The following is a 15,119-nucleotide window of genomic DNA, read 5'->3' on the forward strand; positions in this document are numbered from 1 at the left end:
CAGGCTCACCGAAAGCGCCAGGCCAGCATCCGACTTCGCTTGTTTCCCTGCTCCATGGGTAACACCCTTACTTCCGCGGCTCGCAACCGCTCCAGGTCCGCTTTCGCAGCCTGTAGGTATCCCTTTTTGGACACCAGGGTGGTGAACCATCCTACCCGATCCCCGAAGGCGTGACTCTCCCGGATCATGTTCCGTAAGAATTGTTGCTCGCCCCCGGCCGTCCAGAGTTCCGTGTCCGACCCTCCGAACGACAAGCCGTTGTCCTCCCTACCGAGTTTCCGCCACTTTTTTTTGCCGGCGGCTACGGCAGCTTCCCGGCTTTCGTAAAAGGGGGGATTACAGAGGGTGGCGCCGAAGCGTTCTCCCGGCCGGATGACGTTGGTAAAAAACCGCGACGGCTCCGGCTGCAACCGCACGTCCACCCGCCGTTTCAGCACCGGGTTCATTGTGGCGATAGCAGTGGCCACCTTGACGGCACGAGCGCTGATATCGGAAGCCACGAAGTCCCACCGGTATTCCACTACGCCAAGAATGGGATAAATCAGGCTGGCCCCGGTGCCAATGTCAAGCACCCGGCCCGGCTCGCCGGTTAAGTCAGCCAGGGCGTGGATGTAGTCGAGCCGACCGGGGATCGGTGGCACCAGATGCCCCTCCGGCAGGTCCCAGTGGGTAAGACCGTAGTCCCGCCGTAGCAGCGCACGATTCAGCAGGACCAGTGCCTCGCGCTTACTAAAATCCAGCGATCGGCCGGCCGGGGTAGTTACCAAGTATTCGCCAAGTCGGGGCTCGCGGGCGATCAGCGCCGGAAAATCATGTTTGTCCTGGTAACGATTGCGGGGATGCACGGAAAATCTTTGTTGGATATAAGCTCGGCATTCGGAACACCGCACTTCCCGCAACGTTGTTGGTAAACCCACTCCCACTATGAAAATCTACCACTGCGGCCACTGCCACTACCCCGTTTACTTCGAAAACGTAAGCTGTAGCAACTGCGGCAACTGGCTCGGATACGCCAGCGAAACGGATGACATGATTGCCCTCCGCCCCGGCGAAACGGAATGGAACCACCCCGCCGGCAACGGTAGCCTGATTAAGTACTGCGATAATCACCGCCACCAGGCCTGTAACTGGGTCATTCCGTCAGACGATCCCACCGGACTCTGTGATGCCTGCGACCTGAACCGCACCGTCCCCAACCTGAGCGACCCGGAGAAGCTGCGCGAGTGGCAGGAACTGGAAATGGCCAAACACCGCCTGGTGTACGCCCTCAACCGACTCGGATTGCCGGTAAAAGACAAAATTACCCATCCCGACCGGGGACTTGCCTTCGACTTTCTGGCTTCTGAGGATGCCGACGAACCGGTGATGACCGGTCATGACGATGGGCTCATCACGCTGAACGTCGACGAAGCCGACTCCGTCAATCGCGAGGCGACCCGCATCCAGCTACACGAGAAATACCGCACCCTAATCGGTCACTTTCGCCACGAGGTCGGCCATTATTACTGGGATCTACTCGTTCTCGCCAACCCTACCTTATTGGAAGAATTCCGGCGACTGTTCGGTGACGACCGCGCCGACTACGGCGAAGCCCTCAACCAACACTACCAGAACGGTGCCCCCCGGGGCTGGGAATCGAATTACATCAGTGAGTACGCCACCATGCACCCCTGGGAAGACTGGGCGGAAACCTGGGCGCACTACCTGCACCTCATGGATATGCTGGAGACGGCCCATTCCTTCGGAATGACGGTCAACCCACCCACCACCCCAGACCTGATGATGCGGGCGGAAGCCGATTTCGACCCCTACCGGGAGCGGGACATGGAGAAGATCCTGAAGGTTTGCGTCCCCCTCACTTTCGCCATCAATAGCCTGAACCGGGGCATGGGCCGGCCCGATCTGTACCCCTTCGTCATTAACGATTCGGTGCGGGCCAAACTGGCCTTCGTGAATAGGGTGATCGATTCAGCACGGCAGTCGACGTATTAAGCCTTCGGCCCTTACCGCAGGCCAAATTTCACCGGTAAGGTAAACAGCACCCGCACCGGTATACCATCCTGTATACCCGGTTCCCACACCGGCATCATATTGACCAGGCGGACGATCTCCGTGCGGACATCTTCGTTCAGCCCGTATTCGGAGGTAATTTCGCTGACCGAACCGTCGCGCTCGATCACGAAGCTGACTACGGCGGTCCCTTCCACTCCCATTTCCCGGGCGCGGGGTGGATACTGAATGTGGCGGTACACGAATTCCAACATTTTCCGGTCGGCACACGGTTTCCGTGCGGAATACACCAAAAATTCTTCGCAGCCTGGAAACAGGGGCATTAGCTCCATTGGACCGGGATCCGACGTCTCCAGGGTTTCGCCCGCTGCGTCCACCAATTGGTCCTGCCGGTAATAAATCGTATCCGCTCCGGCTAAGGAATCGATACGAATGCTTGGACCATCCAATTTGCCCGCCCGGTAATTAGCGGACTTGTACAGCGTTCCGTCATTCCGGTAGTGCAGCCAGGTTCCCGTTTTTTGCCCTCTTCGGTAGGTGCCGGTTGACGCGACCGCACCGTTGCGGTGGTAGTCAACGTAGATACCTTCTTCCAAACCATGCACGAAGGTTACCTCGGAGCGAAGGCCTCCCTCGTCAAACCACTTTCTGGCGGGGCCGTTGTTTACCCTCATTTTCTTGTCCGCGAAGGTGACGTGACCGATCAGCTGATGGGTTTCGGGGAAGTAGGTGCGCCGGACGTACTGTTTATCCGCGGTTACGGAAGTCATCCACTGGTAGGCGGAAGCAAGTTCCTTTTTCCCCTGGCCCAGGTCGGATTCGTATCGGCCCTTGAATCGCCGGTCTCCTTTCTGGGCGACGAGCGCGGGTGCAAGGCAAATCAGCAGGGCAATGCAAATCAACAGCTTCAAAGACGTACAAGACATAATAACGGGCAGGATTAGGCGGAGTAAAAGTATCTCCGTTACGGCAGATTCACTACCCCAATGTGACCTACCTTACCCCCATGGAAACCCTTTCCTTATCCCAACTCACGACCTTCATTCGCCGGGTTTTCGCGCTTAATCTTCCGGAACCCGTATGGATCACCGCTGAACTGGCACAGGTCAGCGAAGCCCGTGGGCATACCTGGCTGACCCTGGTAGAAAAATCGGATGCGAACGATAGCATCGTTGCGCAGATGGAGGCCGTGATCTGGTCGGGCGGACGCAAAAAGCTGCGCAAAAGCCACGGGGCGGGCCTTATAAAGGGCCTGCTGCAGGAGGGCATGTCCGTCAGACTGCGGGTGACCGCTTCCTTCCATGAGCGCTACGGACTTAAGCTGGTCGTCGAGGACGTAGACCCCGCCCACACGATCGGTGCCCTCGAACAGCGCCGCCAGGCTACCCTTACCGCGCTGAATAGCGACGGGTTGCTCGATCGCAACGCCGCACGCCCCCTCCCACCGGTGATCCAGCGGCTGGCGGTAATCAGCTCCGAAACCGCCGCCGGGCTAGCGGATTTTCAGCGGCAACTCCGAGACAACCCCTACGGCTACGTTTACCGCCAGGAGGTGTACCCCGCGGCGATGCAGGGTGCCCAGACCACCGAAGAGATCCTGACCCGGCTACGGCAGATCAAACGAAGGGCTTCCGAGTACGATGCCATCGTGATCGTACGCGGCGGCGGCGGAAAAACCGACCTGGCCGCCTTCGACGACGAGCTACTGTGCCGCGCCGTGGCGGACGGTCCCCTTCCGGTGCTGGCGGGCATCGGACACGAGATCGACGACACCGTTTTGGATCGGGTGGTCCACCGCAGCCTGAAGACGCCCACCGCCGTTGCCGCCTACCTAGTTGACCGGTCACTGCGGGCGGAGATGCGGGTGCTTCAAATTGGCCGGACGCTAGATGGGCGCGTGCGTCAAATCCTGCAGGAGGAACGCGATCGATTGGAACGGACGTTACGGTTGGCCTACCAAAGCGGTCAACGTTCCCTGAATACGGCCCACCTGCGCACCGGCGCCCTGGAAGAACGGCTGCACAGCCTTACCGCCAGCAACCTAGCCACGGCACGAGAAAAGCTGGACACCAACGAACGGCTGCTGACCGCGCTACGACCGGAGACGACGCTGGCGCGCGGTTACGCCCTCTTGGTGCAGGAGGGAAAATTGGTCACGACGGCCAAATCACTCAAAACCGGAGACGTGGAGGTACGACTACAGGACGGTAAAGCAAAGCTTCGTAAGGATTGATTGGGCAGCTTACCGGCCGAAACCGATCGATGATTTTCCCTGCTTGCTGTTGCGGTAAAGTTCGGCCATACGGATGGCGGTTACCGCCGCTTCCACGCCCTTGTTGCCGTGCTTGCCACCGGCCCGGTCGAGCGCCTGTTCGTGGGAATTCGGCGTAAGCACGCCGAAGATGAACGGCTGGCCCGTAGCGATGCTGAGATTGACGAGCCCCTGGCTGACGGCATTGTTAATGTACTCGTCGTGCTTCGTTTCCCCCTTTATAACGCAACCGAGGCAGATAACGGCATCCACTTTTTCGCGGCCGGCCAGCATACGCGCACCGGCGGGAAGCTCGAAGGTGCCCGGCACCTGGACCGTCTTGATGTTGTCTTCGGTAGCCCCGTGCTTCAGGAGGGTCTCATGACAACCCGCATAGAGGGCGTGGGTGATATCGGCGTTCCAGTCGGCTACGACGATGCCGAAGCGCATCGGGGAAGCGTCGGGTAACTGGGTGTCGTCGTAGCTGCTAAGATTTTTGTGGGCGGAGGCCATCGGGGTAATTTTGAGACTATACAATCGAGTCCCCCCGCCGGTTGCTCACGACTGGCCGAACGGCAACCGATCCACGTCCACGTTACCACCCGTGAGGATGATGCCGACCGACTGCCCCCGAAAGCGCTCGGGGTGCTTCAGAATGGCCGCGAGGGGCACCGCGCAACTCGGCTCCACGATAATCTTCATGCGCTCCCAGATGAGCCGCATCGCGTCGATGATTTCCTGCTCTTCCACCAGAAATATTTCCGAAACGTAGCGGTGGATGATCGCGAATGTGCGTTCGCCCAGATTGGTTCGCAGCCCGTCGGCCACGGTCAGGTTGACGGCGTTGCTTTCAATGCGACCGCTGAGGATGCTCCGTGCCGCATCGTCTACCGCCTTTGGTTCGGCTGCGACCACCTCGGCGCGGCGACTGAAGTAGCGGCCGGCGAGGGCCGTACCCGCTAACAGTCCGCCGCCCCCGACCGGCGCAATGATGGTATCCAGTACCACGTCGGTATCCTCGATCAGCTCCATGGCGCAGGTGGCCTGTCCGGCGATGACGCCGAAATCATTAAAGGGATGAATGAAGGCCGCGCCGGTTTGCCGCACCACTGCATCCAACGCGGCCTGCCGCTCGTCGGGGGTATTGTTGCAGTAGGTGATTTCGGCGCCATACTCCTTCACGGCGGCCACCTTGACGCGGGGGGCATCGTGGGGCATCACGATGTAGGCGGGGATGTGGAGCTCGCGGGCCATGCGCGCTACCGCCTGGGCGTGGTTGCCGCTGCTGTGGGTGGCCAGTCCTCGTTCTCGCTCCTCCGGCCGCAGGCGCAGGGCGGCCGATGCGGCACCGCGCATTTTGAAAGCGCCGATACGCTGGAAGTTTTCGCACTTGAAAAACAGCTTCGCTCCGGCCTTACGGTCGATACTGGCGTTGGTCAGGATGGGCGTCCGGTGCACGAAGGGGTGGATAGCCTCGTGGGTAACCAGCAATTCGGCCTGGTTGGGAATCTGGGTTAAGGGGGGAAGTTCGATCATACTATTGTGCGGCAAGCCAAGTGGTCACCTCCTCCAACCAACCGGCTACGGGGCCCGGGCGTTCACGCGCCGAACCGAATCCGTGGCCGCCGGTAGCGTACATCCGCAAGTCCGCCCCCACCCCGTGCTCGACGAGCGCCCGGTAATAGGCGAGGGAATTCTCCGGTAGCACGCCCGTATCGTCGGAAGCGTGAATAAGCAGGGTCGGCGGCGTGAGGCTATCGACGTTTTCCGGCAGGTTGTAGTAACGCAGCGCCTCCTCGGAGGGGGCTTCCCCCAGCAGATTCAGCTGACTTCCCGGGTGACCGTTCCGTTCGCGATTCATGCGGGTAACGGGGTAGACCAGGATACTGAAGTCCGGACGGGTGGTGACGCCGTCCGCTATTTCGGCGTGTACCGAGGCCGATCCGGCCAGGTGGCCGCCCGCGGAAAAGCCCATAATCCCCACGTGATCGTTTCCGTAGCCCAGCGAATCGGCCAGCGTCCGGATGCGGCGTATGCCTGCCTGGGCGTCCGACAGGGCCGCGGTGGATTGGCAGGAGCCGGTGAGACGGGCGGGGAGGCGATGGCTCAGCACAAAAGCGTGGTAACCGTGGGCACTGAGGTAGCGGGCAATGTCGACGCCCTCGTGGTCCCAGGCCTCGATCGCGTAGCCGCCGCCGGGCACGATCATGACGGCTTTGCCCGTCCCGGCCCGGGGAACGGGTGCGTAATAGTGTAGTTGGGGCACGGATACGTCCGTCAACATCGCCCCGATGGCCGAGTCGTAACGGACTAACAGCGGACGATCGGTGAAACAGGGAATGTCGGTAGTGTATACCGGAAAGATTGTATCCTGGCTATACAGCGGCAGGGTCAGCAAAAGCCCGAGTGCAAGGAATAGCCGCATTGCTTATCGTTTGGTGTACCCCAGGTCGGTCAGCTCCAGGATGTAGGGACCGACGAAGCCCAGTTCGGCCGCCCGGTCGCGCACGTATTCGGCCTGCTCGAGGGTGCTGATCTTATCGACGAAGAATACCGTGAGGGCACCCCGCGCCTCGCTGCCCAGTTCACCCAATTCCCAGGCTTTCTCCCGGTTGAAGTTGCCGGGCCGACTAAAGGCTCCCAGTTGGACACGGTAATTGCCTGAGGCAACGAATCCAGGATCCGAGATGGTTTTCTGAGCAACGGCGGGGGTAGGTTCCGTTTGGGCCATCACGGGTTCCATACTTCCCGGAGCGAATTCTATCACGAAGCTACCGGCATACCCCAATTGCCGGGCCGCCTGGGCCGCTTGCTCCGCTTCCCGCCGGGTCTCGAAATAACCGACGCGAACGCGGCGGCGGTTGCCATCCCGCTCCACGTTGAGCTCTCCCAAAGCGGCCGTATTTTGGTATGCGGCGAGTTCGGGATCTACCAGCAGGCTGGCGATCTGTATGCCGAAGGTGCCGCGGGCACGTCTTTCCGGGGCGGCAACGGGCGTATCCGCCGCCGTGGCTTCCACCTCCTCACGGGGCGATAGGGGCGTCGTTCCGAAGATTTCCGTCCGATCGCTGTCTTCCGTTACCACGTCGAAGATCATGGTTTCGAAGCCGGGTGCCTGCACCGTTACTTCGTAATCGGTAAAGGGTTCGACCGAGGCGTAGAAGGCGCCGTAGCTGTCACTCCAGGTCGAAGCTTCCTGGCCGGTGCTTTTCTTGATCACCATGACATCGGCATCGATCACGGGCGCGCCGCTGACCACGTCGGTCAGGTATCCGCGCATGGTGGTGAGCGTGGGCGGTTTGGCGGGGAGCACCCCGGCCTGGGTGGGGGCCGCCGGACCGGCCGACAGGTCGGTACCCGTTTCCTCCCCGGATGCCAGGTCCGTGATGGCCTCCTCGGGCATGATGTAGTAGATGTCTTCCATCCCGCCGCCGCTGAAGCCGATCCGGTTGGAGGTGACGTAACCGGTGCGGGAATTCCGGTCGAACACAAATCCCATATCGTCGCGGCTGCTGTTGATGGCGTTACCCAGATGGTAGAGAGCGATCGGTTTGCCGGTGGCCATTTGGGCTCGAAACACGTCGTAGCCACCTAGTCCGTGGTGCCAGCTACTGGAAAAGTAAAGGCTGTGGCCATTATAGAACGGGGTGATCTCGTGGCCGCGGCTATTGACCACCGGTCCGAGGTTTTCCGGCACGGCTTCCCAATCGTTGCCCGCTAGTCGGGAGCGGTAGATATCGTAGCCGCCGTAGCCGCCGGGCCGGTCGCTGGCAAAATAGATGGTACTGCCGTCCGTCCCGAAGGTACCGTAACCGCTGCTGAAATCATTCCCGTTGAACGGCAACGGACGGACATTGCTCCACATTCCCTCCTCGTTCACGTCGGCAACCATCAGGCTGAGGGTTGGTCCGGCTTCGGGGATCAACCGGGTGCCCGGCGTGAAGTTGTTGCGGGTGAAGACCACTTTACGACCGTCTGGACTGTAGCGTACCGGCCCGATCTGGCTGCCATCGGTGGGCACGTAGCCGAAAGCGAGCATGACCGGCGTTTCCAGGCTACCGTCGGGGTTGACGTCGGCCACGTAGGGGCGGTTGATCGTGAGGCCGGCGAACTCGGGGTCCGTGCGACCGCTGTTGAACAGCAATTTGCCCTCCCGCGGGATACTGGCCCCGAACTCGGGCATCTCCGTATTGATGGTAAGCTGTTTGGCTACGAAACCCGCGGATTCCTCCCGCTGGCTCTGGGCGAATTGGGCCCCGGTAATGAAGTGATTACCGATCGTCGGATCTTCCTCGCGGGCGTAGGCCTGGTAAAGCAATTGGGCACCTTCGTACATGCCGAGTCCGCGCAGGGTGTGGGCGTACCCGAGTAAAGTGGTGGCTTTTACCTTGCGATCCTTCATCGCCTGGCTGTAGTAGATGCGGGCGGTATCCAGTTCGTTCACCATCCGGTAGGCTTCGGCAATCTGTGCCAGGGCCTCCGGATCGTCGCTTCGGTAGGCCAGTGCGCGTTTGTAGCTGTCGATGGCCAGGTGGTAGGCTCGCAGCTCCATTTGCTTCTCCCCCGCCTGCATTTCGCTACGAAATTGCGCTCCGAGGGGTAGACAGCAAACAACTACCGCTCCGCAGAGCAGCGAACGTATAAGCTTGTTCATAAGACTAAGGTAAGTGTCAATACAAAAATCACGGTCTTTACCGAAAACGATCCGGGCGGCGGGCGCGGGTTTATAGTTGGCAAATGAACCAAAACATGTCGAGAGAGTAAGGCAGTTATGCCCAAAACTCAATCCGAACCCGACGATCGGCCAATGATCGTCACCGCCTGGATCGATGCCATTGACCTAGACCTATTTAACCGACTGCGGAAACGGTTATTTCCCACCGACCTAAATTATTTGTCGGCACACGTTACTTTGTTTCACCATATCCCCGCTACTGTCCGTCAGGACTTTATCGATTTTTGCCGGGGCTTTTCCGCGGAAACCCCACCGCTGAGCCTGCAGGTCGGCCCTCCGTTCTCCCTGGGGAAAGGGGTGGCTTACCCGGTTACGAACTCCCAACTTGGCTCTATACGGGAACGGGCGCGGGCCGCTTTCGCCGATCAGTTGACTTCCCAGGACGACCGCCCGTGGAATAAGCCCCACCTGACCGTTCAAAACAAAGTCACCCCGGAAACGGCAAAGCGGACCTTGCGGGAACTGTCCAGTGATTTTGCACCATTATCGATCACCGCGAAGGGGCTTGAATTTCACCGCTACGACGGCGGCCCGTGGAAGTTGCTCGAACGGATGCCTTTCCGCGGGTAGCCCGGCAGGCCGATCCAGTCAGACGCGCCGAACGGCCGCCGAAGAATCGGCTACCTTTGTCGAAAAGAATGCCGATGACCGTTGACGACGAACTAGTATTGCGACTGGCCGATCTTTCCAAACTGGCAATACCCCCGGAGCGAATCGAAAAACTTCGGGGCGATCTGGAAAATATTCTGGTGATGGTAGAAAAGCTGAATGAATTAGACCTGGACGGCGTCGAGCCCCTGCGCTACGTAACCGACGTAGAACAACGGCTCCGTGCCGACACAACAGGCCCCCACCTTCACCGAGCCACGGCTCTGGAAAATGCCCCCGATGGCGACGGGGAATTCTTCCGGGTACCTCGCGTCATCAATCATTAATCTACCCCCCTATGCCTGCCGTCATCAACATCACCCAGTTAACCAAGACCTACATTATGGGCCAGACGGAAGTCCGGGCGCTGCGGGGCATCGACCTCCAGATCCAGACCAACGAGTATGTCGCGCTCATGGGGCCTTCCGGTTCGGGTAAATCCACCCTGATGAATTTGCTGGGTTGCCTGGACACCCCGACCTCCGGTTCCTACCTCCTGGACGGCCGCGACGTCAGCCGGATGGAAGATGCCGAGCTCGCCAATATCCGCAACGAAAAGATCGGCTTCGTATTCCAGACCTTTAACCTGCTCCCCCGGCAAACCACGCTGGAGAACGTGGCCCTCCCCCTGGTTTACGCCGGACTGGGTAAGGGCGAGCGACAAGCGCGGGCCGCCGAGGTGCTTGCCTCCGTGGGACTGGGCGACCGGCTCGACCACCGTCCGAACGAGCTATCGGGCGGCCAACGGCAGCGCGTAGCCATCGCCCGCGCCCTGGTAAATAATCCCGCCATTATTCTGGCGGATGAACCCACCGGTAACCTGGACACCAAGACCTCGATCGAGATTATGGAAATCTTCGAGGATATCCAGTCACGGGGCAATACCGTCATCCTGGTCACCCACGAACCCGACATTGCCGAGCACGCCCACCGCATCGTCCGCTTGCGCGACGGAGAAGTGGAAAGCGACGAGGCGAACGATCACATAATTCGCGCCAGCGATCCGACGCATCGTTACAATCAGGCCTGACGTGCTATCTTTGCGCGCATATTAGCCGGACAGCTGTGTCCGGCCGCCGTTACGATAGTATATATGAACCAACGTACGATAGCCAATACCGTATCGATCAGTGGGGTCGGACTGCATACCGGCCAGGAAGTGAATCTGGTATTCAAAGCCGCTCCCGAAGGACACGGGGTCAAATTCAAACGGGTGGACCTGGAAGACCAGCCCCTGATGAACGTCGACGTGAACCGGGTAGTCAGCACCGAGCGGTCGACGACCCTGGGCAGCGGTGGCGCGACGGTTTCCACCATCGAACATTTGCTGAGCGCGCTCTCCGGCCTTCAGGTCGACAACGTCCTCATTGAGATCGACGGCGGTGAAGTGCCCATACTGGACGGCAGCGCCAGTCCTTTCGTGGCCCGCATTCTCGAGGCCGGGCTTGTCGAGCAGGAGGCCCCACGCGACTATTTCGTCGTAGAGGAGCCCATTACCTACCGGGACGAAGCCACCGGTTCGGAGATCGTCGCCCTACCCTACGATGGCTTCGAAGTGGTCTCGATGATCGATTTTGACAGCCCGGTGCTCGGTCAGCAGTACGCCACCCTCCGGGGCTACGAAGACTACGCCGAAGAGATTGCCCCCTGCCGCACCTTCGTTTTCTTGCACGAGTTGGAATCTCTGTTCGAGCACGAGCTCATCCGGGGGGGTGACCTGACCAATGCCATCGTCATTGCCGACCGCCACGTGCCCCAGCCCCGGCTGAACGCCCTGGCGCAGAAGATGGGGAAGGAAACCGTTGAAGTCACCGAGCAGGGTATCCTGAATACCCTAGACCTTAAATTTCACAACGAGCCGGCCCGGCATAAACTGCTGGACGTCATGGGCGACGTCAGCCTGCTCGGCGTACCCATCCGGGGGCGCATCCTGGCGACCAAACCCGGTCACCGTGTCAACGTAGCCTTTACCAAGCTGCTCAAGAAAGCTTATCTCGATCAACGGCGTCTGAAGGGACGGCCTCGTTATAACCCCAACGAGGAGCCGGTCTTCACCACCGAGCAGATCCTGGAGGTCATGCCGCACCGCTACCCCTTCCTCCTCATCGACAAGATTATCGAGATGGGGGAGAATCACATCGTCGGCCTGAAGAACCTCACCTTCAACGAAGCCTTTTTCCAGGGCCACTTCCCGAGCAATCACGTCATGCCCGGCGTATTGCAGATCGAGGCGATGGCGCAAACCGGCGGCCTGTTGGTACTCACCAAACAGGATGACCCCGGCAACTGGGACACGTACTTCCTCAAGATCGAAAACGCCAAATTCAAAAACTTTGTCGTCCCCGGCGATACGGTCCTGTTCAAAATGGAACTGATCGCGCCGGTGCGTAGGGGCATTTGCCAGATGCGGGGCACCGCCTACGTCGGGAACAAACTGGTTTCCGAGGCCGACCTCGTCGCGCAGATCGTCCGACGAAGCTGATCCCCCACACCGCCCATTCCCTAATTTATCAAGCCCATTCATGTCCATTCATTCTCTTAGCGTCGTCCACCCAAATGCAAAAATTGGCGCCGGCGTAACCGTAGGGCCGTTCTCCACCATCGAGGAGGACGTCGAGATTGGCGAGGGAACGGATATCGGGCCGAACGTTACTATCTACGGCGGCGCCCGGATCGGGAAAAACGTCCGCATCTTCCCCGGGGCGGTAGTGGCCGCCATCCCCCAGGATCTTAAATTTCGGGGAGAATACTCCACCGCCGAGATCGGCGACGGGACCACCATTCGGGAATTCGTTACCGTCAACCGCGGCACCGCCGCAGCCGGCACCACGCGGATCGGCAAGAATTGTCTGCTGATGGCTTACGCCCACGTTGCCCACGACTGCATCCTGGGTGATAACATCGTGATCGCAAATAACGTCAACCTTGCCGGCCACGTGACCCTGGAAGATTACGTCATCATCGAGGGGCAGGTCGGCGTACAACAGTTCGTGCGGATCGGTCGTCACAGCTTCATTGCCGGTGGCAGCCTGGTACGTAAAAGCGTACCGCCCTACATCCGCGCGGCCCGCGAGCCGTTGAGCTACATCGGGGTTAACCGCATCGGCCTCCAGCGCCGTGGCTTCACGATCACCCAGATCAACGCCATCCACGAAATCTACCGGATTCTTTTCGTTAAGGGACTCAACATCACCAACGCGGTAACGGAAATCGAGGCTTCGGTACCGGTGTCCGAGGAACGCGATGAGGTGATCGCCTTCATTAACGCGACCGAAAAAACCGGCATCATTCGTAGCTTCCAGGCCCTGGACGATGGCAACTGAACTGCCGGCAATGACCGTCCGAATGGAGGACGTATCGAAGCGATTCGGCCGCCAGTGGGTTATCAAACAGTTTAGCGAAGCATTTCATACCGATACCATTTACGGTATTCGCGGTCGCAACGGTTCGGGTAAATCGACCCTGCTCCGAATGCTTTCCGGCCAGCTCAGCCCGAGCCGGGGCCGGGTCGTGTTCCAAAAGGCCGGCGTCGCTATCCCCCCAGACCGGATATACCGCTACGTTAGCTGGACCGGCCCGTATTTCGAGGTCGTAGAGGAGTTGACCGTGCTGGAAATGCTCACCTTCCATTTCCGGCTGAAGCCAGCGGCGGAGGGCATGACGCCCGCCATTATCCTGGACCGGACCGGCTTAACCCCCTTCGCCGATCGGCCGCTGCTCGATTGCTCGTCTGGTATGCGACAACGCATCCTCCTGGCCACGGCACTCTACGCGGCGGCGCCGATTCTGCTGCTGGATGAACCTACCGTTACCCTCGACCGGGAAGCGGCCGAATGGTTCGAGGCGGAATTGCAGCGGTTTGCCGTCGGCCGGCTGACGGTAATCGCCAGCAACGACCCCCGCGACCTTAAGGCTTGCGCCTCGGTTACGGATTTGTAGTGATTTAATTCAGATATTGCAGCCGCCCTCTGCGGCGAATCGCCCTATGCTATTCAGTTACGCGGACAAAAGTACGCCCTTCACACTTAGCCCGGAAAGCCTCGATTGGCACCTGGGTAACGGCTGGTACCGTATGGGCTCGACCATTTTCACTACCCACTTTCTGTTCTTTAAAAATCGTCCCTACTCCGCCATCTGGATTCGCATCGATCTGCACGGCTTCCGGTTTTCGAAGAGCCAACGGAAGCTGATGCGCAAGAACGCTCAGCTGTTCGATGTCCGGGTTGGCCCGAGCACCATCAATGACGAGCGAGAATCCCTTTATCAGCGCTACGCGGACGGCTTCGACGGCCGCCTCTCGCCCACTATCGCCGACAGTCTGGAAGACTACGACAACGAAGTGGTCTTCAATACCTGGGAAACGACGGTACGGGAAAAGGTCAGTGGTCAGTTAGTCGCCTGCAGCTACTTCGATCTGGGCAGTGAATCGGCAGCCAGTATCCTCGGCATCTTCGATCCGAACTTGCGTCACTTTAGCCTCGGTTACTACACCATGTTACTGGAAATGGAATACTGTCTCGAACAGGGTTTTCGGTACTACTATCCCGGTTACGTGGTGCCGGGCTACCAACGGTTCGACTATAAGTTACGCTTAGGGGACGCAGATTATTACGATATCCGAACCGATGCCTGGCAACCCTACCGAACCTTTGACCCCCAAACGGAGGCGCCGGTAGAGGCCCAGGTAGCCGCGCTCACCGCCTTCGTGGAAGGTTTTAGTAGCGTCGGGCACAAGGTGCGGCTGAAGGTATATCCGCTCTTTGAAGCCGGCCTCTACGATATCTGGAATGACGATTACTTCCCCTACCCTTACCTGGTACCGCTAGGCCAAAAAGACAAGGCCCCCCTGGTGGTGGTGGCCTTCGATCCGAAGACCAGCAGCTATTACGTGATGGAATGCCGGCACATGGTCCAGACCCAATTATTGTTTAACGCGGAGTATCTTCAATCTTTTGAAGCCGACCAGTTCGTGACCGACCTGCTTGCCGTGCGCCTCTTGCTGGCGAAGAGCAAACAGCTCGACGCCATTCTCGATTATTGCCGCTCACTGAACATTCGGTAGCTCCGGCATTTTACAATCTTCCTCTGGCGATTTTCCGCAGACGTCGCACTTACCGATCTTGTTGGTCAACATGGGGTTGTTGCTGGCGCAGGTCCCCCGAAACTCGCTTCCGGTTAGCAAATGCCTGATGTTGATGAGCACGAAGCTAAGGGCGAATACGCCGAAGATGATTGCGAAAAGGGTAAGAAAATCCATTGGTCCGAGTTGGGGTTACCCTTTTAAAACGATTTGCTCCCTTGATGGTTGGACGGGGGCGGGCCGAACGAAAAAAGAGGGTTCGGGCCGTAGCCCAAACCCTCCAGAAAAACACCTAAAACCCATATTCTTAATGCGTGCGCGCCTTATGCTGACAGCAGCCAGTTACCGCTTGCGGTGGTCTGGGGCTCCTTGTCTTCTCGGAAAGGGCGGCGCGG

16 protein-coding genes are annotated in these 15,119 nt (G+C 59.4%); 9 read left to right on the top strand and 7 right to left on the bottom strand.

The annotated features are described in order from the left end of the window. Positions 1 to 5: 5 nt before the first annotated feature. A complete protein-coding gene (gene rlmF, locus CLV84_RS19890; protein ID WP_211295314.1) occupies positions 6 to 845 on the bottom strand; it encodes a 23S rRNA (adenine(1618)-N(6))-methyltransferase RlmF in 840 nt (279 codons plus the stop codon). Between the two features lie 79 nt (positions 846 to 924). On the opposite strand from rlmF, the gene CLV84_RS19895 reads away from it, so the two are divergent. Further along, positions 925 to 1,992: a zinc-binding metallopeptidase family protein gene (locus CLV84_RS19895; RefSeq protein WP_104421602.1), complete on the top strand. Its 1,068-nt coding sequence runs from the start codon at positions 925 to 927 to the stop codon at positions 1,990 to 1,992. Between the two features lie 11 nt (positions 1,993 to 2,003). Here CLV84_RS19895 and CLV84_RS19900 read toward each other — a convergent pair whose 3' ends face one another. Continuing rightward, on the bottom strand, positions 2,004 to 2,936 hold the full coding sequence (locus CLV84_RS19900) for an energy transducer TonB (protein WP_104421603.1): 933 nt from the start codon (positions 2,934 to 2,936) through the stop codon (positions 2,004 to 2,006). Between the two features lie 80 nt (positions 2,937 to 3,016). Here CLV84_RS19900 and xseA point away from each other — a divergent pair, with 80 nt between their 5' ends. Next, positions 3,017 to 4,243, top strand: a complete 1,227-nt coding sequence (gene xseA / locus CLV84_RS19905; RefSeq protein ID WP_104421604.1) for an exodeoxyribonuclease VII large subunit — start codon at positions 3,017 to 3,019, stop codon at positions 4,241 to 4,243. 9 nt (positions 4,244 to 4,252) lie between these two features. Here xseA and ribH read toward each other — a convergent pair whose 3' ends face one another. The 4 genes from ribH to CLV84_RS19925 are packed head-to-tail and all read right to left on the bottom strand — an operon-like array spanning position 4,253 to position 8,915. Then, positions 4,253 to 4,774: a 6,7-dimethyl-8-ribityllumazine synthase gene (gene ribH / locus CLV84_RS19910; RefSeq protein ID WP_104421605.1), complete on the bottom strand. Its 522-nt coding sequence runs from the start codon at positions 4,772 to 4,774 to the stop codon at positions 4,253 to 4,255. 45 nt (positions 4,775 to 4,819) lie between these two features. Then, positions 4,820 to 5,797 (bottom strand): pyridoxal-phosphate dependent enzyme, encoded by a 978-nt coding sequence (locus tag CLV84_RS19915; RefSeq protein ID WP_104421606.1) that lies wholly within the window; start codon positions 5,795 to 5,797, stop codon positions 4,820 to 4,822. Between the two features lies 1 nt (position 5,798). Further along, positions 5,799 to 6,686, bottom strand: coding sequence for an alpha/beta hydrolase (locus tag CLV84_RS19920; protein ID WP_104421607.1), 888 nt, complete (start codon positions 6,684 to 6,686; stop codon positions 5,799 to 5,801). Between the two features lie 3 nt (positions 6,687 to 6,689). Then, positions 6,690 to 8,915, bottom strand: a complete 2,226-nt coding sequence (locus tag CLV84_RS19925; RefSeq protein ID WP_104421608.1) for a carboxypeptidase regulatory-like domain-containing protein — start codon at positions 8,913 to 8,915, stop codon at positions 6,690 to 6,692. Positions 8,916 to 9,032: 117 nt separating this feature from the next. Here CLV84_RS19925 and CLV84_RS19930 point away from each other — a divergent pair, with 117 nt between their 5' ends. From CLV84_RS19930 to CLV84_RS19960, 7 genes are all read left to right on the top strand, one after another. Then, positions 9,033 to 9,566, top strand: a complete 534-nt coding sequence (locus CLV84_RS19930; RefSeq protein ID WP_104421609.1) for a 2'-5' RNA ligase family protein — start codon at positions 9,033 to 9,035, stop codon at positions 9,564 to 9,566. Between the two features lie 68 nt (positions 9,567 to 9,634). Continuing rightward, positions 9,635 to 9,931 carry an Asp-tRNA(Asn)/Glu-tRNA(Gln) amidotransferase subunit GatC gene (gene gatC / locus CLV84_RS19935; protein WP_104421610.1) on the top strand — a complete coding sequence of 99 codons (297 nt, stop codon included), beginning with the start codon at positions 9,635 to 9,637 and terminating at the stop codon, positions 9,929 to 9,931. 11 nt (positions 9,932 to 9,942) lie between these two features. Beyond that, positions 9,943 to 10,674, top strand: coding sequence for an ABC transporter ATP-binding protein (locus tag CLV84_RS19940; RefSeq protein ID WP_104421611.1), 732 nt, complete (start codon positions 9,943 to 9,945; stop codon positions 10,672 to 10,674). A gap of 63 nt (positions 10,675 to 10,737) precedes the next feature. Next, the gene (locus CLV84_RS19945; protein ID WP_104421612.1) at positions 10,738 to 12,126 is read left to right on the top strand and encodes a bifunctional UDP-3-O-[3-hydroxymyristoyl] N-acetylglucosamine deacetylase/3-hydroxyacyl-ACP dehydratase; all 1,389 of its coding nucleotides are present in this window, start codon (positions 10,738 to 10,740) and stop codon (positions 12,124 to 12,126) included. A 40-nt stretch (positions 12,127 to 12,166) separates the two neighbouring features. Continuing rightward, the gene (gene lpxA, locus CLV84_RS19950) at positions 12,167 to 12,967 is read left to right on the top strand and encodes an acyl-ACP--UDP-N-acetylglucosamine O-acyltransferase (protein ID WP_104421613.1); all 801 of its coding nucleotides are present in this window, start codon (positions 12,167 to 12,169) and stop codon (positions 12,965 to 12,967) included. Beyond that, the gene (locus CLV84_RS19955; RefSeq protein ID WP_104421614.1) at positions 12,957 to 13,583 is read left to right on the top strand and encodes an ABC transporter ATP-binding protein; all 627 of its coding nucleotides are present in this window, start codon (positions 12,957 to 12,959) and stop codon (positions 13,581 to 13,583) included. The genes lpxA and CLV84_RS19955 overlap by 11 nt, the downstream gene beginning before the upstream one ends. A gap of 46 nt (positions 13,584 to 13,629) precedes the next feature. Next, complete coding sequence (locus CLV84_RS19960) at positions 13,630 to 14,706, top strand: GNAT family N-acetyltransferase (protein ID WP_104421615.1); 1,077 nt, start codon at positions 13,630 to 13,632, stop codon at positions 14,704 to 14,706. Here the strand turns inward: CLV84_RS19960 and CLV84_RS19965 are convergent. Beyond that, the gene (locus CLV84_RS19965; protein WP_104421616.1) at positions 14,689 to 14,901 is read right to left on the bottom strand and encodes a hypothetical protein; all 213 of its coding nucleotides are present in this window, start codon (positions 14,899 to 14,901) and stop codon (positions 14,689 to 14,691) included. The two genes, CLV84_RS19960 and CLV84_RS19965, sit on opposite strands and share 18 nt — an antisense overlap. Between the last annotated feature and the right edge of the window lie 218 nt (positions 14,902 to 15,119).

The organism is Neolewinella xylanilytica (assembly GCF_002934605.1).
GTDB lineage: Bacteria > Bacteroidota > Bacteroidia > Chitinophagales > Saprospiraceae > Neolewinella > Neolewinella xylanilytica.